This is a genomic window from Pseudomonas sp. GL-B-12 (genome assembly GCF_019955895.1).
Classification (GTDB): domain Bacteria; phylum Pseudomonadota; class Gammaproteobacteria; order Pseudomonadales; family Pseudomonadaceae; genus Aquipseudomonas.
The window spans coordinates 64,690-84,059 of sequence record NZ_JAHBCX010000001.1; the positions used below are offsets into that span (position 1 = coordinate 64,690).

At 60.7% G+C, this 19,370-nt stretch carries 16 protein-coding genes and 1 riboswitch; of the genes, 7 read left to right on the forward strand and 9 right to left on the reverse strand.

What is annotated here, in order from left to right:
- Positions 1-146: 146 nt before the first annotated feature.
- Positions 147-252, reverse strand: a riboswitch (TPP riboswitch).
- 204 nt (positions 253-456) lie between these two features.
- On the forward strand, positions 457-1,896 hold the full coding sequence (locus tag KGA85_RS00275; RefSeq protein ID WP_223461506.1) for a TolC family outer membrane protein: 1,440 nt from the start codon (positions 457-459) through the stop codon (positions 1,894-1,896).
- 83 nt (positions 1,897-1,979) lie between these two features.
- On the opposite strand, the gene waaA is transcribed toward KGA85_RS00275, so the two are convergent.
- Both waaA and KGA85_RS00285 read right to left on the reverse strand, forming a co-directional pair.
- Positions 1,980-3,257 (reverse strand): lipid IV(A) 3-deoxy-D-manno-octulosonic acid transferase, encoded by a 1,278-nt coding sequence (gene waaA / locus KGA85_RS00280; protein ID WP_223461504.1) that lies wholly within the window; start codon positions 3,255-3,257, stop codon positions 1,980-1,982.
- 11 nt (positions 3,258-3,268) lie between these two features.
- Positions 3,269-4,171 carry a LysR family transcriptional regulator gene (locus KGA85_RS00285; protein WP_223461502.1) on the reverse strand — a complete coding sequence of 301 codons (903 nt, stop codon included), beginning with the start codon at positions 4,169-4,171 and terminating at the stop codon, positions 3,269-3,271.
- 103 nt (positions 4,172-4,274) lie between these two features.
- Between KGA85_RS00285 and KGA85_RS00290 the strand changes: the two genes are divergently transcribed.
- The 4 genes from KGA85_RS00290 to KGA85_RS00305 all read left to right on the forward strand — a co-directional run bounded on the left by KGA85_RS00290 (position 4,275) and on the right by KGA85_RS00305 (position 7,707).
- Complete coding sequence (locus tag KGA85_RS00290) at positions 4,275-4,607, forward strand: DMT family transporter (protein ID WP_223461500.1); 333 nt, start codon at positions 4,275-4,277, stop codon at positions 4,605-4,607.
- A gap of 117 nt (positions 4,608-4,724) precedes the next feature.
- The gene (locus KGA85_RS00295) at positions 4,725-5,900 is read left to right on the forward strand and encodes an NAD(P)/FAD-dependent oxidoreductase (RefSeq protein ID WP_223461498.1); all 1,176 of its coding nucleotides are present in this window, start codon (positions 4,725-4,727) and stop codon (positions 5,898-5,900) included.
- A complete protein-coding gene (locus KGA85_RS00300; protein ID WP_223461497.1) occupies positions 5,897-6,709 on the forward strand; it encodes an aldo/keto reductase in 813 nt (270 codons plus the stop codon). The genes KGA85_RS00295 and KGA85_RS00300 overlap by 4 nt, the downstream gene beginning before the upstream one ends.
- 32 nt (positions 6,710-6,741) lie before the next feature.
- Positions 6,742-7,707: a metal ABC transporter ATPase gene (locus KGA85_RS00305; protein WP_223461495.1), complete on the forward strand. Its 966-nt coding sequence runs from the start codon at positions 6,742-6,744 to the stop codon at positions 7,705-7,707.
- A gap of 64 nt (positions 7,708-7,771) precedes the next feature.
- Here KGA85_RS00305 and hldE read toward each other — a convergent pair whose 3' ends face one another.
- The 4 genes from hldE to msbA all read right to left on the reverse strand — a co-directional run bounded on the left by hldE (position 7,772) and on the right by msbA (position 12,585).
- Positions 7,772-9,193 (reverse strand): bifunctional D-glycero-beta-D-manno-heptose-7-phosphate kinase/D-glycero-beta-D-manno-heptose 1-phosphate adenylyltransferase HldE, encoded by a 1,422-nt coding sequence (hldE, locus tag KGA85_RS00310; protein ID WP_223461493.1) that lies wholly within the window; start codon positions 9,191-9,193, stop codon positions 7,772-7,774.
- 102 nt (positions 9,194-9,295) lie between these two features.
- The gene (gene cysC / locus KGA85_RS00315; RefSeq protein WP_223535226.1) at positions 9,296-9,901 is read right to left on the reverse strand and encodes an adenylyl-sulfate kinase; all 606 of its coding nucleotides are present in this window, start codon (positions 9,899-9,901) and stop codon (positions 9,296-9,298) included.
- The gene (locus tag KGA85_RS00320; protein ID WP_223535228.1) at positions 9,894-10,598 is read right to left on the reverse strand and encodes a sulfotransferase family 2 domain-containing protein; all 705 of its coding nucleotides are present in this window, start codon (positions 10,596-10,598) and stop codon (positions 9,894-9,896) included. The genes cysC and KGA85_RS00320 overlap by 8 nt, the downstream gene beginning before the upstream one ends.
- Before the next feature lie 184 nt (positions 10,599-10,782).
- On the reverse strand, positions 10,783-12,585 hold the full coding sequence (gene msbA / locus KGA85_RS00325; protein ID WP_223461487.1) for a lipid A export permease/ATP-binding protein MsbA: 1,803 nt from the start codon (positions 12,583-12,585) through the stop codon (positions 10,783-10,785).
- 154 nt (positions 12,586-12,739) lie between these two features.
- Here msbA and KGA85_RS00330 point away from each other — a divergent pair, with 154 nt between their 5' ends.
- Together KGA85_RS00330 and KGA85_RS00335 are read left to right on the forward strand one after the other, a co-directional pair.
- Positions 12,740-14,605 (forward strand): bifunctional O-antigen ligase/aminoglycoside phosphotransferase family protein, encoded by a 1,866-nt coding sequence (locus KGA85_RS00330; RefSeq protein ID WP_223532256.1) that lies wholly within the window; start codon positions 12,740-12,742, stop codon positions 14,603-14,605.
- Entirely contained in the window at positions 14,602-15,825 is a 1,224-nt protein-coding gene (locus tag KGA85_RS00335; protein WP_223461483.1) for an acyltransferase family protein, read from the forward strand. The genes KGA85_RS00330 and KGA85_RS00335 overlap by 4 nt, the downstream gene beginning before the upstream one ends.
- Before the next feature lie 70 nt (positions 15,826-15,895).
- On the opposite strand, the gene KGA85_RS00340 is transcribed toward KGA85_RS00335, so the two are convergent.
- Genes KGA85_RS00340 through KGA85_RS00350 form a run of 3 tightly spaced genes read right to left on the reverse strand, consistent with a single transcriptional unit; the run spans position 15,896 to position 19,370 of the window.
- Entirely contained in the window at positions 15,896-16,780 is an 885-nt protein-coding gene (locus KGA85_RS00340) for a glycosyltransferase (protein ID WP_223461482.1), read from the reverse strand.
- On the reverse strand, positions 16,777-17,931 hold the full coding sequence (locus tag KGA85_RS00345) for a glycosyltransferase family 4 protein (RefSeq protein ID WP_223461480.1): 1,155 nt from the start codon (positions 17,929-17,931) through the stop codon (positions 16,777-16,779). Before KGA85_RS00345 ends, KGA85_RS00340 begins: the two co-directional genes overlap by 4 nt.
- A complete protein-coding gene (locus KGA85_RS00350; RefSeq protein WP_223532258.1) occupies positions 17,928-19,370 on the reverse strand; it encodes a PIG-L deacetylase family protein in 1,443 nt (480 codons plus the stop codon). The genes KGA85_RS00345 and KGA85_RS00350 overlap by 4 nt, the downstream gene beginning before the upstream one ends.

Consider the following 19,370-nt stretch of genomic DNA (forward strand, 5'->3'; position numbering starts at 1 on the left):
CATCCAGGCAGTGGATTTTTGTCGGAGCGAACCTGTAAACGAATGGACGCACGGGCGCTGGGAAAGCCAGCTGTGCTGTGCTCAGTGCTCGAGGGGTGTTCGATTGTCGAACAACATCCCGGACGAAGCACAAGAGGACTCGCCGGGTGACGAGAAATCTTGTTCCCTACGCAGGCGCTAACCTGATCAGGTTCAACGGGATCCGAATTTATTCGATCTCAGCCTCATAGCAAGGCACCCCGACAAGAACCCGGCCAGTCTAGACACAACTGGCAAAGAACGCCAACCCCACGGCAAATACCATGATGAATGGCGTAATTACACGCAGTATCAGGATTGTTGCAGCCCCGATGCACAACTACACTCGCTACGCTGAGCCGGCATTGACGCTGTCAAAGCGGGGCCTTAGCCTTGGCGCTCAAATTACCTCTGTAATATCAATTCTAGGGATCGTCTATGCTGCGCAAACTCTCACTGGCCCTCGCCGTGTCTTGTGCGTCCAACGGAATGGCCTGGGCAGCAGATGCGCCCTTATCGACCAAGACGGACCTGGTCAGCGTTTATCAGGAAGCCGTCAACAACAACGCCGATCTGGCGGCTGCCATCGCCCAATACGGCGCGCAGAAAGAAGTCGTACCCCAGGCCCGCGCCGGGCTGCTGCCGAACCTCTCGGGCGGCGCGAATATTTCAGAGGTGCGTACGGATCTCGATCAGCCGTCCGCCACGTCCAACCGCGATGCTCATTCCTACCAGGCCACTTTGGCGCAGCCGCTGTTCCGGGCTGACCGCTGGTTCCAGTTCCAGGCCGCCAAGGAAGTCAACGAACAGGCCGCCCTGCAACTCTCGGCGACCGAGCAAAACCTGATCCTGCAAACCGCTGACAGCTATTTCAACGTGCTGCGCACCCAGGACAACCTGGCCTCGACCAAGGCCGAAGAAGCGGCGTTCAAACGCCAGCTCGATCAATCCAACGAGCGTTTCGATGTCGGTCTCTCGGACAAGACCGACGTATTGAACTCACAAGCCAGCTACGACACCGCACGCGCCAACCGCATCGTTGCGCAGCGCCAGGTGGACGACGCCTTTGAAGCATTGATCACCCTGACCAACCGCCAGTACAACTCGATCTGGGGCATCAGCCATAACTTGCCGATCCTGCCGCCAGTACCGAACGACGCCAAGGCCTGGGTCGAAACCGCGGGCAGGCAGAACCTCAATCTGTTGGCCAGCAACTATGCCGTTAGCGCCGCCGAGCAAACCCTCAAGCAACGCAGGTCCGGGCACTTGCCAACGGTTGACGCGATCGCCAAGTACGAGAAAGGCGACAACGACGCACTGGGCTTCAGCAACCCGAACAACCAGCCCCTGCCGTACGGCGGCAACGTCGAGCAAACGACCGTTGGCCTGCAACTGAACATCCCGATCTACAGTGGTGGTTTGATCAACTCCCAGGTGCGTCAGTCCTATGCACAACTGGACCAGACCGAGCAGCAACGCGAATCCCTGCGCCGGCAAATCGTGGAAAACACCCGCGACCTGCACCGCGCGGTGAACACCGATGTCGAGCAGGTACAGGCGCGCAAGCAATCGATCATCTCCAACCAGAGCGCGGTGGAAGCGACTGAAATCGGCTATCAGGTGGGTACGCGAAACATCGTCGACGTGCTGGATGCGCAACGTCAGCTCTACACCTCGGTGCGCGACTACAACAACACCCGCTACGACTACATCCTCGACAACCTGCGCTTGAAGCAACAGGCCGGCACGTTGAACCCCGGGGATCTGCAAGTCCTGGCACGCTGGCTCAATCCAAACTACAACCCGGACAAGGACTTCCTGCCGCCGGATCTGGCCAAGGCTGCGGAGGAGCAGTTGAAAGCGCGACCGGAGCAGTAAAAGCAAAAGCTTCGCGAGCAGGCTCGCTCCCACAGCGTTTCGAGTGTGGGAGCGAGCCTGCTCGCGAATGAATACAACTCGGTCTAACGCTCGATCAACCGCCCCAACCCATCCAGCAAGCGCTGCAATGCGCCCTGATTGGCGCGCATCACGTTCAACCCGGCCTCTGCCATGCGCTGCGCATCACGTGGCAGTTCGAACAGCCGCTGCACCGCCACCGCCAGCCCTTCGGCATCCTCCACTTCCTGCAACGCCCCGGCACTGCGCAACTGCGCGGCGATTTCGAGGAAGTTGAAAAGATGCGGCCCGCTCAGCACCGGTTTAGCGAGGGCCGCCGGCTCCAGCAGGTTATGACCGCCATTCGGCACCAGGCTGCCGCCGACGAATGCACTGTCAGCCAAGGCGTAGAGAAACAGCAACTCGCCCATGGTGTCGCCCAGCAGCACTGAAGTATTCGCGCTGACTCCATCGCCGCTGGAACGCCGGACCGTGGCAAACCCTTGTTGCTGGCACAACCCGTACACCGAATTGAAGCGTTCCGGATGACGCGGCACCAGAATCAACAAAGCATCGGGGTGATTGACCAACAACTGACGATGGGCCGCCAGCACCACCTCGTCTTCGCCGTCATGGGTACTGGCCGCGATCCACACCGGTCGCTCCAGCGCCTGCCATTGCCCTCGCAGCTCAACGGCGCGCGCCAGCAGTTGCGGGTCGATGGTCAGGTCGAACTTGATCGAACCGGTCACTTCGACGGTTTCCGCCCGCGCCCCCAAGTCAAGAAAACGCCGGGCTTCGGCTTCGGTCTGCACCGCGAACAGGCTCATTTCGGCCAGCATCGGCTGAGTCAGTTTGCGGAACCGGCCGTAGCCCCTGGCCGAACGCTCGGACAATCGCGCATTGGCCAGCGCCACGGGGATCCCGCGTTTGGCGCATTGATGGATATGGTTGGGCCACAGTTCGGTTTCCATGATCACCGCCAGTTTCGGCTGGACCCGATCGAGGAAGCGCCGGGCAGCGCAAGGCAGGTCATAGGGCAGATAACAGTGCTGGATGCGCGACTCATTGGCGAACAGTGCATGGATGCGTTCCGAACCGGTCGGCGTCATGCAGGTCACGGTAATCGGCAGATCCGGATAACGCGCCAGTAAGGCGCGGATCATCGGTGCGGCAGCGATGCTTTCGCCCACCGACACGGCGTGCACCCAGATGCCGCCCGGCTTCATCGACGGCATCCCGCAGGAAAAGCGCTCGCCGATGCGCCTGGCATACGCCGGCGCCTTGCGCGCGCGCAGCCAAAGCCGAATCGCTACCAATGGCAGCCCCAGATAAAACAGCACGGTGTAGAGAGTTCTATTCATGGCGGCGGAGTTTATCGGCTTTTTTCGCCAATCGCCTGCAAGTGCACGGCAAAACGTTCGGCGAGCCAGCGCGCGGCCGGACCGAGCGGCTCATCCCGGCGCCATACCAGTTCCACCACCAGGGCCGGCGGGGTCCATTCGCTGACCAGTTCGACCATCTGGTTCTGATAGGTCGGGTACTGCACCACGTGGCGTGGCAACCAAGCCCAGCCGAGGCCACGCACCAGCCATTCGGCCATCACATAGAAACTGTCGGCACGCCACACCTGTGGGCTGGCCGGATCACTGCCGGGATAAATGCTCGACTCCGTGGACATCAGCAACTGCCGATGTTGCGCCAGTTGTTGGCCGTCCACTGCGCCTTTGCGCGCCAACGGATGATCCTTGCCGCACACTGTGACCATTTCCACGCTGCCCAGCACCCGCCGCTCTAGTGCCTCGGGAATCTGATCGTGAAAGAACAGCAGCCCCAGATCGGCGCGCCGCTCCACCAGCTTGCGCGCGACATCGCCTTGGGCGGCGCTGGTCAGTTGCACTTCAAGGCTGGGGAATTTTTCCGCCAGGGCCTCGAAGCTTTCGATGATCGGTTGATAAGGCATCGCCTCATCCTGCGCCACACGCAGTCGTGCCTCCTGGCCGCGCATCATCGCCAGCGCCCGGCCATTGAGCCGTTCGCATTGGCGCAACACTTCCCGCGCTTCGTCCAGCAAAGCCGTGCCGGCTTCAGTGAGTTTCGGCTGACGGCCGCTGCTGCGGTCGAACAGGCTGACACCCAGGTCTTCTTCCAGCAACGCTATCGAACTGCTGACCGCCGACTGCGCCTTGCGCTGATCCCGCGCCACGGCAGAAAACGAACGCTGCTCCGCTACGCTGACAAACAACCGCAGCTGCTCCAGATTCCATTGCATGTTCATGGCTCAACCCATCTTCTAAGCAGATAGGTAATGACTTTACCGCATCTGGCGAATCTCTAGAATGCCGACCTCAGAGAGCAACACTTCACACGAGGATTGACCCATGACCGCCTACTACTACCTGGCCATTGCCATCTGCGCCGAAGTGATTGCCACTGTTTCGATGAAAGCCGTCAAGGGTCTCAGCACCCCGCTGCCACTGGTGCTGGTCATCGTCGGTTACGGCATTGCCTTCTGGATGCTGACCCTGGTGGTGCGCAGCGTTCCGGTGGGCGTGGCTTACGCCGTGTGGGCCGGCATGGGGATCGTGATGGTCAGCGTCGCGGCGCTGTTTGTCTATGGGCAGAAGCTGGACGTGCCAGCGATGCTGGGGATGGCGTTGATTGTGCTGGGTGTTGTGGTCATCCAGCTGTTCTCCAAAACTGCGGGGCATTAAGAGCAGCTACAAGCTGCAAGCCATAAGCTGCAAGAGGGATATTCTCCCACTCTTGCTTGCAGCTTGAAGCTTGAAGCTTGAAACTTGCGGCTTCGCTTTGAACACAGAGGTCGCCGAATGCCATCCGTTATTTCCACCGACGTGCTGATTGTCGGCGCTGGTGTCGCCGGCCTCTGGCTGAATGCGCGCCTGCGTCGCCAGGGGTTTTCGACCGTGCTGGTGGAAAGCGCCAGCCTCGGCGGCGGGCAGAGTGTGAAGTCCCAGGGCATCATCCACGGCGGCGCCAAATACGCGCTGCATGGCGCCCTGACGGGCGCCTCGGAAGCCATCGCCGACATGCCGCGCCGCTGGCGTGAAGCCCTGGCCGGTGACGGCGAGCTGGACCTGACCGGCGTGCGCCTGCTGTCCGAAGCCCATTACCTGTGGTCCCCCGGCACCCTCGCCGGCAACCTCACCAGTTTCTTTGCCAGCAAAGCCGTGCGCGGTCGCGTCGATCAGGTCAAGGGCGAACAATTGCCGCCAGCCCTGCAAGACAAGCGCTTCAAGGGCAAGGTCTATCGCCTGGCGGAACTGGTGGTCGATGTGCCGAGCCTGATCCAGCGCCTGGCCGATCTGGCCGGCGATGGCTTGCTCGCCGGGCAGAAGATCGAGCCGCTGCTGGAAGGCGGCGTGCTGGTCGGCCTGAAGGTGGACGAGCGCGAGATCCGTGCCCAGCGCATCGTCCTGAGCGCCGGCGCCGGAACCGCGGCATTGCTTGAATCGCTGGGCCTGAGCCAGCCCGCCATGCAGCGCCGCCCGTTACACATGATCATCGCCAAGGGTCCAAGCCTCAAACCACTGTACGCCCACTGCCTGGGCGGCGGCACCAAGCCGCGCATCACTGTGACCACGCACCCGGCGGCGGATGGCCAGTGGGTCTGGTACCTGGGCGGCGATATCGCGGAATCCGAAGGCGTGACCCGTGAGCCCGCCGAGCAGATCGCCACCGCACAGAAAGAACTCGGCCAATTGCTGCCATGGATCGACCTGAGCACGGTGCAATGGGCCACCTTGCGCGTGGATCGCGCCGAACCGCTGCAATCAGGCCTGACCCGTCCCGACAACGCCTTTGTGGCCGAGGAAGGCCGACTGCTGGTGGGCTGGCCGACCAAACTCGCCCTGGCGCCGGACTTCGCCGACCGTGTGATCGCCAGCCTGACCCGCGACGGTATCCAGCCAAGCCACCCGGCAGCACTGCCTGACCTGCCGAAGCCGCCGATGGGCGTACCTGCCTGGGAGCAACTGCTGCCATGAGCCAACCGACCCTGCACGACTTGCATCGCCCGTTGGGCAGCACCGGCCTGCTGGTTTCACCCCTGGGCCTGGGCACCGTGAAACTGGGCCGCGACCAAGGGGTGAAGTACCCCAACGGCTTCCGGATTCCCGATGACGATGAAGCACGCATGCTGCTCAAACTCGCCCGCGACCTGGGCATCAACCTGATCGACACCGCCCCGGCCTATGGTCGTAGCGAAGAACGCCTCGGCCCGTTGCTGCGCGGCCAGCGTCAGGACTGGGTGATTGTCAGCAAGGTCGGCGAAGAGTTTGCCGACGGCCAGTCCCATCACGATTTCAGCGCCGCACACACACGTATGTCGGTGGAACGCAGCCTGCAACGCCTGGAAACGGACTTCATCGACCTGGTGCTGGTGCACTCCGACGGTAACGACCTGGCGATCCTCAATGACTGCGAAGTCTACGAAACCCTCGCCGAGCTCAAGGCCGAAGGCAAGATTCGCGGTTTCGGCTTTTCTGGCAAAACCGTCGACGGCGGCTTGAAGGCGCTGGAGCAAGGCGACTGCGCGATGGTCACCTACAATCTCAACGAACAAAACGAGAAGGCCGTCATTGACTATGCTGCTGCACACGGCAAAGCCATTCTGGTCAAAAAAGCCCTCGCCAGTGGTCATGTATGCCTGAGTCCGGGCGTGGATCCGGTGCGCGCCAGTTTCGAGTTGTTGTTTGAACATCCGGGTGTTGCCAGTGCTATTGTCGGGACCATCAATCCGCTGCACCTCGCCCACAATGTCGCGACCGTTGCCCAGGTCCTACGTAGCCACTGACGCCGCCCACGCGGCCTTAAGCAGGAGCCGACATGTCGCGTACGCTCATCAGAAAGAACCCGAGCAACTTCAAGACCCTGCCGTTATTCGTCGAAGCGACCCCCGAAGGCCTGGCTTATCAGAGCGTCGGCAGGCCGCTGAATTTCTCCCAGACCCTGCAACGTCGTCGGCCGGTGACGGTCGGCGACAGCGAACGGTTTGCCCTGGAGCTGGCCAACCTCGGGGTTTCGGTGCGCCTGACCCTGCATTGGCAGAATCGCGACTATTGGGTGCTGGTGCGCCAACGCCGGCAGGACCGTGGCGATGTGGTGCTCAAGCTGATCTCCGGTTACGTGCCGGCCCATGAACTGAACCTGCCCTTGCACACGGCGATCCAGGAGATAGCCGAAGAATGCCTGCTGGAAACCCCGGAAGGCTGGCTCGGTGGACGATTCAATGACACCTGGCTGCCAGCGCCCTACTCAGCCGCCCTGCATTACCGTGAAGCCCTGCCGTTTCGCTTGTCGCCACTGTCCGGCTCGGCGCGGCCGGTACGTTGCGCCAACCTGATGCTGATAGAGCGCCCGCGGGCTTACGTGCATTTGCCAACGGCGTCACTGCAACTGATTTACGACTTGCGCCTGGACGTTCCCAAGGAAGCCAAATCCCTGAGCCTGTTCCATGTCGATGAGCGACTGGAAGGTGATCAACTCGTTGCCCGCCTCGACCGCAAGCGCCCCGATCTGTACTTGATGCCCTTGCAGGACGGACACCCGATGGCTGAGCTCTACACCTTGAAAAAGGATCAGCTGTACCCGGCCAGCACGCGCGGACTGTATCTGGCCGAGAGCTTTGCCCGACAGGAAGGTTGGCTGGTTCGCGATGAGCGAATTCGCTGGAAGGACTGGGTGAGGCAGCAGGGTCTGACCCCGCCGGTGAAGGATTCAGGGTTGGCGCGGTTGCGCGGGAAGGCCAAATTGCTGCTGAAGAAAATCGTGCCGCGCAAGGCGGCACGATAGCAAGATCAAGTGGGCTCTTGTGGCTAGGGGCTTACCCCCTGGCCACAACAAACCCACGCCACAATCAGGACTTGCGGATCTTCTCGACAATCGCCGTGGTCGAGCTGTTTTCCACCAGCCCCAGCACTTTCACGGTACCGCCGTAGGCCGTCACGATGTCCGCGCCGACCACCTGGTCGATCCCGTAGTCGCCGCCCTTGACCAGCACGTCCGGCTTGACCGCGCTCAGCAGGTTTTCCGGAGTGCCTTCCGAGAAACTGATGACCCAGTCCACCGCACCCAGACCGGCCAGCACAGCCATGCGCCGGTCGACGCTGTTGATCGGACGGCCCGGCCCCTTCAGGCGGCTGACCGATGCATCGTCGTTGACCGCGACGATCAGGCGATCGCCCTGGGCCCGCGCCTGTTCCAGATAGGTCACGTGGCCGGCATGCAGGATGTCGAAGCAACCGTTGGTGAACACGATCCGTTCGTTGTGCGCACGGGCATCATCGACCGCCAGCAACAGTTGCTCAAGACCCAGCACACCGCGCTCGGAACCCTCCTCGCGCTGAATCGCACGACGCAGTTCCGGCGCACTGATGGCCGCCGTACCGAGCTTGCCGACCACGATACCCGCCGCCAGGTTGGCCAACGCCACCGCGTGGGGCAGCTCTTCGCCAGCGGCAATCGCGGCCGCCAGGGTGGAAATCACCGTATCGCCGGCACCGGTCACGTCGAACACTTCACGGGCACGGGCCGGCAAGTGCAACGCCGGATGATCCGGGCGCAGCAAGGTCATGCCGTGCTCGCCACGGGTCACCAGCAAAGCACCGAGTTCCAGGTCGTGCATCAGTTGCGCGCCCTTGCTCACCAATTCGTGCTCATCGGCGCAACCACCGACGATGGTTTCGAATTCGTTGAGGTTTGGTGTGATCAGGCTCGCACCGCGGTAGATCGAGAAATCCTTGCCCTTCGGATCGGCCAGCACCGGAATGCCACGGGCACGGGCGGCCTGGATCAGCGCCTGATGGTTTTTCAGCGCGCCTTTGCCGTAGTCGGACAGCACCACCACCTTGATGCCTTCGAGCAACTCGTCGACCTGAGCGGCCAGCGCCAGCGCGTCGGTGGCGAAGGGCTCTTCGAAGTCGATACGCAGCAGCTGCTGGTGACGGCTCATGACCCGCAGCTTGACGATGGTCGGCTGGTGCGCAATGCGCTGGAAGATGGCCCGCACGCCGGCGCCCTTGAGGCTGTTGACCAGGCTGTTGGCGGCTTCATCGTCGCCGGTTACACCGACCAGCGAGGCCGGAGCCCCCAGGGCGGCAATGTTCAAGGCAACGTTGGCAGCACCGCCCGGGCGGTCTTCGATGTGATCGACCTTGACCACCGGCACCGGCGCCTCAGGAGAAATCCGTGAGGTACCACCATGCCAGTAACGGTCGAGCATGACATCGCCGACTACCAAGACAGGGGCTTGATCGAATCGCGGCATGGACAACTTCATGGTGCAACCCACATACAGAATGAACAGGGGCGCGATATTAACACAGGGTTGGTGTCGGCTTGTGCGGTGGCTGCAACCGGATGATTCGCCGGGTTTTATTGCTCATTTTTTGAGCAGAAAGCCGGCCAGACGACAGCACGCCTCGCTCATTTCCATCGCCTGTGTATCGATTTCGCACTCCGCGTGCAGCGGCGCCTCATAGGGACTGTCGATGCCGGTGAAATCCTTGATCCGGCCTTCAAGGGCAGCCCGATACAAACCCTTGGGATCACGTTGCGCGCAAACCGCAAACGGCGTGCTCACAAACACCTCGATGAAGTCTCCATCGGCAAACAATCGACGCGCCGCCTCGCGTTCGGCCCGGAACGGCGAGATTGCCGCGACGATCACGATCAGCCCCGCGTCGACCATCAGGCGCGCCACCTCGGCAGTGCGCCGGATATTTTCCCGACGGCATTCAGCCCCCATCCCCAGGTCACGGCACAGACCGGCACGCAGGTTGTCGCCATCGAGCACAAACGTGTGCAGCCCCTGTTGATTGAGTTGCAGCTCCAGTGCGTTGGCCAGGGTCGACTTGCCAGCCCCTGACAACCCCGTCAACCAGAGACAGCGTGGTGTCTGCGACTTGAGGGCAGCACGGTCCTCGCTCGACAGCAATAACGGGTAGGGCCTGATCGAGTGGCGGGACAACGACACGGCTTCATTCATATCCTAGCGTCTCGTAATCACGCTGATAGACCCGCCGTACCAGCCTGCGGGTGCGTACCGTGCAGAACTCGCGCGCCAGCGTCGGGCGCCGCTGCTGCGACCGGTTCACGTGGGGCAGTTCCACCGGATAGCCCAATTGCTCGCAAACCTGCCTGAAATCCCGCTCCAGGTGTTCCTGGTAGCCGACGAAATCCAGCGCCAGATGCCCCATGGAGTCCGTCAGGAAGTCCGTTTGCGCGGCGAAGTGCAACTGTCGCTGGATCGTTTCCGGGTGCAGCCAGCGGCCGACGAAGTCATCAAAGTCACGGTAGTGGCTGACCAGTTTCTGCGCCGCGTGATCCCGTTTCCCCAAGGCATTGCCCCGCAGGAATGCGTAAGCCGAGTAAGCCCTTTCCAGCGGATCGCGAACGAACGCGAACTTGAAGCTGGCGGCAAACTGCTCGGGAAATTGCTGCTCGTACCAGTACAACGGCAAGTGGCCCGGACTCCAGTCGTCAAACATGGCCGCACAGACACTGCTGCCGGCACATTTGGGGACGTGGATGAACAGGCAGGAACGCAGCTCGAAGGGTTTGGGGAAACTGACGCTGGCCGACATCGACTTGTTCACCACTTGACGGTCCACGACCGACAGGCGCCCCAGCAGAAAAGCCCGTTGCGGCTTGGGCAACAGTTTCCAGAGATAACGTTGCAACATGCAGACACCCGCGGGAAAGGGATGGCCCTCTCGATTCAAGTCAAAGTTCGTTCAGGAACCTTAACAAGCACGTTGCCGAGATTTATTCCGGTTTGGTCAAGAAGCGTAAAGGTCTGGATACAAATCACCGGACGCGTTGCACGCCGGGTATGCGAAAGGGCGAGCCAGGCTCGCCCTTTCAGGATCAGGCGATGTCTTCGGCCGGGGCGTCGAGGCCCATCGCGTTGAGGCGCGAGTAGTAGCCGTTTTGCGCCAGCAGTTGTTCATGGGTGCCGCGCTCGACGATTTTCCCCTGATCCATGACCAGGATCAGATCGGCCTTCTCGATGGTCGACAGCCGGTGAGCGATCACCAGCGTGGTGCGACCTTTCATGACCTGATCCAGGGCTGCCTGAATATGCCGCTCGGACTCGGTATCGAGTGCCGAAGTCGCCTCATCGAGAATCAGCAGCGGAGCATTCTTCAACAGTGCACGGGCAATCGCCAGGCGCTGGCGCTGGCCACCGGACAGCAGCACGCCGTTTTCCCCGACCTGGGTGTCCAGGCCTTCAGGCAATTGAGCAATGAAGTCCATCGCGTAGGCATCCTTGGCCGCTTTTTCAATGTCTTCGCGGGGTGCGCCGGCCAGGTCGCCATAGGCGATATTGTTGGCCACGGTGTCGCTGAACAGCGTCACGTGCTGAGTCACCTGGGCGATATGCCGACGCAGGTTCAACAGCTTGTACTGCTCCACTTCGACGCCATCGATGAGGATTTCGCCCTTGTCGTGGTGATAGAAGCGCGGAATCAGGTTGGCCAGGGTCGACTTGCCGCTGCCCGAACGGCCCACCAATGCCACCATTTGCCCGGGCTCGACCGAGAAACTGATGTCATTGAGTACCTGACGCTCGGTGTCAGGGTAGGTAAAACTGAGGTTGCGCACGTCCAGGCGACCGCTGACGACATCACGCTCGACGGTGCCGGTATCGACTTCAGGCTCGACATCCAGTTGCTCGAAGATACTTTCAGCACCGGCCACGCCCTTCTGGATGGTCGAGCTGACTTCGGACAGCTGGCGAATCGGCTTGGGCAGCAGGCCGGCCAGGGTGATGTAGGCCACCATATCGCCGGCGGACGCATCGCCCCGCAGGAACAGCACCAGGAACATCAGCACGGCCATGGCGGTGTAGATCACCAATTGCAGCAGCGGCGTGTAGATGGCGCCGGTACGGGTCATGCGCAATTGCTTGTCGGTGTTGCCCTGGCTGGCGTCGAAGAAGCGTTTTTCTTCGTACTTTTCACCGCCGAAGCTGCGTACCACGCGATAACCCTGGATCGTTTCGGACGCTACATGCGTCACGTCCCCCATGGCCAGCTGGATTTTCTTGCTCTGCTTGCGGAATTTCTTGCTGGCCGTACGCACCATGATGGCAATCAACGGCAGGATGGCGACCATGACGAGCGTCAGACGCCAGTTCATGAACAGCAGCGAGGCAAACAGGAAGATCACCGTCATGCCTTCACGAATTACGACCTTGATCGCATCAGTTGCCGCCCCCGTGACCATGGTCACGTTGAAGGTGATACGTGAAATCAGGTGCCCCGAGTTATGCTTGTCGAAATACCGGTTTGGCAACACCAGCAGGTTGTTGAACAGCTGGACCCGCAAATCATGGACCAGACCAAGGGAAACCTTGGCCAGGAAGTAGTTGCCCAGGTACGACCCCAACCCCTGCCACGCGGCGATCAGGATGATCAACAACGGCACCGCCTGCAGCAGTTGCAGATCCCGCAGGTAGGGCACGGTTGGAAACAGCGCCGCTTCAGGGTTGGATAGACCGTCGACGAAGTACTTGAGGATGTAGCCCAGCATTGGCTGAGTCGAAGCGAAAATCAGAAAACCGACGATGCTGATCAGGAACAGGCTGATGTACGGCCGAACATAGCCGAGCAGGCGGAAGTAGATTTTCAAGCTCGATGGGCTTGCGCAGAGACTGGAGTCGGTCATATCACGCGAATGTCGATGAAAAGGACGCTGACTTTAGCACAGCTTCCCCTGGGTTCTGGCAATCGCATACAGTCTGTGTATTGTGGCGCGTTAACTCGCCACCAGATGTCCCTGCCTTGGTACGGTCGCTCAATTTAGGAATAAGTTACTCAGCATGCAATTAAACGCTTTGTACAGCACGTCCAATAGAATCTTCGATTTCATTTGTTTGTGGATCCTTCCGCTCGGTTATTTATTGCTGCTTTGTGCACTGTTTTTCCTGCCGGGGCGCAGCGTGCATCACAAGCTTTACTATGGCCTGTTCAGCATTCCGACACTGATTGCACTGTGCCTGCGTCCGCGGTTCAGCAAAGAACTGCTGCACGAACCGATCGCCATCGCAGTCCTGCTATTTCTGGCCTGGGCACTGCTCAGCCTGTACTGGGGGCCAGGCGACGACATCGGGTTTGGTGAGTTCAAACCGCCATTGCATACCCTGATGTTGTTCGTCGGCTGCTACCTGCTGGTACGCTATCGCAGCGAAATCATTCAGCCCCTGGTGTTTTGCGCCGCGATGGCGGCGCTGATCGCCTCTGTCTACAACCTGTACAGGTTCGGCCAGATCTACCAACCGGAAATGCGCCTGATCGGTGCAGGCGCGTTCGACAGTCCACTGCTCAGCTCCCACGTTTTCGGCTTTTTCTGTACCTACTGGCTGAGCCTGAGCATGACCTGCAAGCGACGCCAGGTACTCTGGTTGAGCATACCGGCGATGGTGATCATGTTCGCCACAGTGCTGGCCACCGGCTCCAGAACCCCACTGGTTGCACTGACGCTGGCTGCGCTGTGGCTGTGTTTCATCTGCTGGAATCGACGCTCGGTCTTCATGCTCGGCTCCATGCTCATCGCCGGAACGGCGACGTTCGTGCTGTTTACACACAAAATCATCGAAAGAGGCAGCTCCTTCCGTATCGAGATCTGGCAGATGACCTTGGACAAGATCGCAGATCATCCATGGATCGGGCACGGCTACAACGCCGAGCTGGCCCTGGACCCAGGCGTCGGCTACAGCCTTCAGGAGCCCCATAGCTTTGCCCTGGGCGTGCTCTACTACGTCGGCATTATCGGACTGCTGCCATGGCTGTTCTTCCTCGCGTGGAGCTTCATCAGTAGCTGGCGCCATCGCGTGCAACCGCTGTTTATCATTGCCTCAGCCTGGCTGGCCTTCGGTATCGGTGCGGGCCTGACCGAAGGTGGCGGGATTATCTCTCGCCCCAAGGAGCACTGGTACCTGCTGTGGATCCCCTTGGCACTGATTGCCGCATTGAGCATCAATCAACGGGCCAGGCGCCTGCTGGACAGGCCGATCAAGAGCGCGACGCCAAGCGCCCTGCAACAGCTGACTGCCGATGCCCGGATCATCGAAGAGGATGGTTTGGGCCCCAAAGTTCTGCGCCTGAGCGATGGCAGCTTTCTCAAGCTGTTCCGCCGCCGCCGCTGGTATACCTCGGGCAGTTTCACGCCCTATTCCGAGCGTTTTGCCGTCAACAGCGTGCAACTGCGCAACAGGGGCATCCCGACACCGCACATCCTCGACCTCTACCGGTTCGAAGACGGCAGCACCGCAGTCCACTACTCTCCGTTGCCAGGTAACACGCTGCGCCAGATCCTGCAAGGCATCACCGCACCAGCGGTGCGCCAGGCACTGGTGGAGCGTTTCGGCAAGTTCATGGCTCAATTGCATCAGCAAGGGGTCTACTTCCGCTCTCTGCACCTGGGCAATGTGCTGGTGCTGGAGGACGGCGAGTTCGGCCTGATCGACCTGGCCGACCTGCGAATATACCCTTCATCGTTGAGCCCTTCCCTGCGCCGACGTAATCTGCGCCATATGCAGCGCTACGCAGAAGATCGGCACTGGCTGTTCGACGACCACTTCGAAGCGCTGCTGCAGGGATACGCCGCGGCGGCTTCAAAATCCGACGTGGATAATTTGCACAGGCAAGTGCTGGCCGGAAGCCCTCCGGCCCAGGCTCACCGATGACAGAAACCAACCCGCTTATCGCGATGACGGCCTACCTGCTCGCCATCGCGACCGCTGCTCTACTGCTGCGCACCGTGCCGAGATTCACCCGACAGCTGGAGCATCGCGGTGAAAGCCGCTTTGCCGGCATCGACGGCTTACGCGGGTATCTGGCCTTCGGTGTGTTTGTGCACCACTCGATCATTACCTGGATCTTTCTGCAGACCGGTGTGATCGATTTTCCGCCGAGCAATTTCTACTCGCAGCTCGGCCAAGGCAGCGTTGCCCTCTTTTTCATGATCACCGGGTTTTTGTTCTGGGACCGCTTGCTCACCCACGGACGGCAACACGACTGGCTGGCGTTTGCGCTATCGCGGCTGTTTCGCCTCTACCCGCTCTACCTGCCGCTGATGCTGGCCGTGTTTGTCAGCGTGTTTTATTTGCAGGGCTGGGAACTCAAGGATTCCGTCACCCAACTCTTTGGTCAGACCCTGGCCTGGCTGACCTTCGAGCGGCCAGACGTCAACCAGTACCACCAGACCGGCATGTTGATCTCCAACGTCACCTGGACGCTGGGGTACGAGGTGTTTTTCTACCTGGCCCTGCCACTGGCCGGCATGGTGTTCATTTATCGCGGCGGCCGGATGCAGACGGTGCTGTGCCTGATCGGCATCTACGCCCTGTACCAGATGGTCGGCTGGGAACACTCGCTGAAGAAGCACATCCTGGCCAGTTTCCTCGGCGGCATTGCCGCGGCGTACTGGATTCGCCGTCCACAATGGGTCGCCTGGAGCCTGTCTCCGCTGGCGGGCATCATCGCCCTGCTCGCTTTGGCGATCGCCTTTACGGTGTTCAGCCGGGCATTCAATCCGGGAGCGCTGCTGCTGCTTTCACTGTTTTTTGTGATCGTGGCGTCCGGCAATACCTTGTTCGGCGCCCTGAGGCCACGCAGCATCCGCTGGCTGGGGGAAATCAGCTACAGCACGTATTTGCTGCACGGTTTCGTGCTCTGGATACTGGTGCAGCGACTGCCGCCGATATTGCATCTTGACGCCCGGGAAGCCTGGGTCTTCCTGCCGTTGCTGGCCGTGTGCAGTTGCCTGCTGATCATCATCAGCAGCCTGACTTACCTGTACATCGAAATGCCCGGTATCAATGCTGGCAAGAAAACCCTGCACTGGTTACGCCAGAACAGGAAGCCGAGGAAAGAACTTTTGGAGGAGACGGCTCAACAACGTTGAGCAATCGTCGTGGCAAGTCGCCGCGAAACATCCCGCGCCTGCGCTCTCCCCCTTGAATCCAGCCTATGGCTCAGTCTTTCTCCAACCGTGAGAAATACATCCGGCCCAACCCACGCCAAGTTTTCTTGTTCCAGGCCTTGAACGGAATCTGCGCCAGCAACTCCCGCGCCAGCTTGCGATCACGGTTGGCGGTCTTGAGGAACATGGAATTGAGAAACTTGTAGCGCACCTCGTCATACAGCGGGTGATCGCTGAAGAGCGCGTAGGTGCGCAGGATGCTGTCGATCATGAAGCGGTGGTTCTTGTAGGAGTTGGTGGCGTGCTTGCGATAGCGCGCCATCAACACGTTCAGACCGTCGATGAAGTAACCGGCATGGGTCACCTTCAACTCGATCAGCAAGTCTTCCAAGCGAATGGTCGGGTCGAAACCGCCCACCTTGTCCAGCGCTTCGCGACGGATCATCAGGGTGGGGGCCGGAGGATAGGGCTTGCGCTCCAGGAACATGTCATCGAAGTCCAGGCGACGGAACGGCACATCCCGGCGCTGGCGCTTCTCGGGGTAGAGATTGCCGTCGGCGTCGATCAGCTCGATGTTACCGGCACAAATGCCGACCTCGGGCTTGCCGTCCATATGAGCGACCTGGGTGGCGATTCGCTCCGGCAGCATGATGTCATCCGAACCGAACGGCACGATCAGGCTGCCCTTTGCCCGGGCAATCGCACCGTTGAGTGTATTGGTCAGCCCCTGGTTTTCCTGAACCCGGAAGTCGAAACCATGGATGACCTGCAACGCCTTGATCCGCTCGACGCTGTCATCTTTCGAGCCATCATCGACCACCAGCAACTCGATGTTCCGATAGGTCTGGTTGAGGACGCTGAGAATGCTTTCCTCGATGTAAGGGGCGTGGTTGTAAGACGCGATGATGACCGTGACGATGGGTTGCGCGTCGTTCATGGCTGCTCCTTGCGGGCCTGTTCCAGGCCGGAGTCGATCAGATTGAGGTATTCGCGACGGAACTCCTCGATGTCATGGTGTTGCTGCAGATAACGGAAGGCCTGCTCGCCCTTGGCCTTGAGCTCGTCATCCGACAGCCCGAGGTAAGTGTCCAGCGCCGCCTGCAGCGTCGGCACATCCTTCGGCGTAATCGCCAGGCCGCCGGCGCCCTCGATGAGCGGCAACATGGCCGGCACGTTCGAAGCAATCACCGGCAAATGCCCGCTCATGCCTTCAAGCAGCGCCAGCCCGAGGCCTTCGGCCAAAGAAGGCATGGTCCAGATATCGAAAGCGCGAATGTACTGCAGGGCGATTTCCTTGAAACCCAGCAAATGCGCGCGACCGCTGAGGCCGAGGCGGTCGATTTCCGCAGCCAGGCGCGATTCTTCGCGGCCGGCACCAATGATCGCCAACTGGGTATTCGGGTATTTGTCCTTGAGCGCGGCAAAGGCTTGCAGCAAATAGATATGCCCCTTGACCGGCACCAGTCGCCCCAACGCACCGATCAGTCGCACCGACGGATCGATGCCCAACAGTTCACGGGCCTTTTCACGACTGTGTTGCAGGCCTTCGGCTTGCTCGATGTCGATGGCATTGGTGATGGCGTAGGTATTCTGGTCAGTGAAGCCGCAGTCACAGTCCAGCAGATACTGCTTCACCGCTGGCGACACGCCGACGAAACGCCAGTGACGATCGATCAGGCGCTGGGTCTGGCGGCGCCGATAAAAACGGTCGTACTCGCCAAAGCCGTGGGAAATGCCGATGCACAACGGCACTTTCAACCAGCGGTTGAGCGCCAGCATCATGTTCACCGGCTTGAAGCGGTTGCAGATCACCACATCGAATTTTTCCCGACGGCAGAACTTGTACAGCTGCCACATGGCCCGCAGGCGCATGCCCTTGAGGGACTTGTCGGAAAACTCGAAGTACACCGAACGGTCGGCCCGGCTCACCGCTTCACCCGGCCCGGGTTTGCCGCGCAGAAACGCGGCGGTCACTTCATAGCGATCACTGGGCAGGGCCTTGACGATTTGCTCCGCGAGGTCGGCGAAATCATGGGCTTTGACGTTGTAGTCAGGCTGCAGTTGCAGGACCTTTAACCGCTGACTCATAACTCTCCCCGCTGAGAAACATTGCCTGGTGTGTGCTTGAGGGACCACAAAAGCTCGTGGCGCCGGACTGCCTTGCGAAAGAATTCGTTCTGGCCATAGGTGGGCGGCAACCGGCCGGTCAACATCCGTTGAATCAACCGACGCAAGCGGCGCTTGAACGGCATCGCCGGTTGCAGGTCGTGCATCATGCCCAACGCCATGGCTTTGTCTCGCTGTTGCTCCAGCGGCATCGGCAGGCAATAAGGCTGCATCGGCTGGGACGAATCGAAGGCGGGCGGCAAGGCGATGCCATCACCGGTATCGCCCATCGGCCAGCGATCGTTGTCGTGCAGATGGTTGGCATAGCCCAATAGCGTGGTCGGCTGCCAGTCCAGCCCTTGCAAGGCTTCGAGGACTGCTGCCTGGGCGCAGATATGATCGGGATGCGGATCGAGGGTCGGATGCGGCAGGACGATGACCTCGGGCCTGGCCCGCAGCAGCAACTCACGCAGATCCGCCAGCAGATTGTTCCAGGTCGGCGCGCCATCGGTATCGCCGGGCAGCGTGAAAGGATTCAACTGACGGAACAGCCGGGTGTCGCCCAGGTCCGCTTCCCGCGATCCCGCCGCCACCGCAGGCGCGGCCTGCATGCTCGCCAGTTGCAGGCAGAAATAACCCAGTTGTACGCAGTGAGCCTCGGGTACACCGGCCCAACGTGGCACCGCGATGCTGTCCCAGGTGCGCAGACGACCCTTCAAGCGGGCCGCATCGACCTTGTTCAGGCCCATCTGCTGAAAGTGTTCGGCTTCGATTTCACCCGCTGTCAGTGTGACGATCCAGGTTTCGTCGGCCTGACTGTACAAACCGTAGGCCGCCAGTTCGGCGTCATCGGCGTGGGGCGCGATGACCATGACCCGCTGACGCCGGTAATCCGGATGTTCCAGTGCCCACAGCACAGGCTCACCGAACACACGACAGAAACGCCCGCGCAAGCGCAGGTCACCACGGGACAGCGCCTGAGCCTGACCACTGAGATTGAGGTAACGCAGGCCGTTCACGCCCCGTTCGAAGGTTTGTCGGTCAGGGTTTTCGCCCCCCGCCAACTCGACCACCGGATCGAGAAAACGACCCAGCCAGGTGCTTTTCACCCGCAGGGCCAGCACCAGCGTCGCGTCGTCGACCAGCATCACCCCTTCGTCCAGCCGCAAATGTTCACCGCTCAGGTGCACCTTGGGCTGGGGCGTGTAGGGAGGAAAGCTGTACTGGTAATCGTCTTTCGGTGAGTAGAACAGATGATCGGCAAACCAGGCTTCGTGGGCAATCCAGCCCAGAACCGCCAGCATCAGCGGCAACCACCACGCCACCGTCACACCCATGACGATCAACAACGCCAGCGCAATCAACAGGCCGATACGTTTATTGCGCCGATGGCGCTTGAGCAGTTGCTGTTTGCGGCTCAT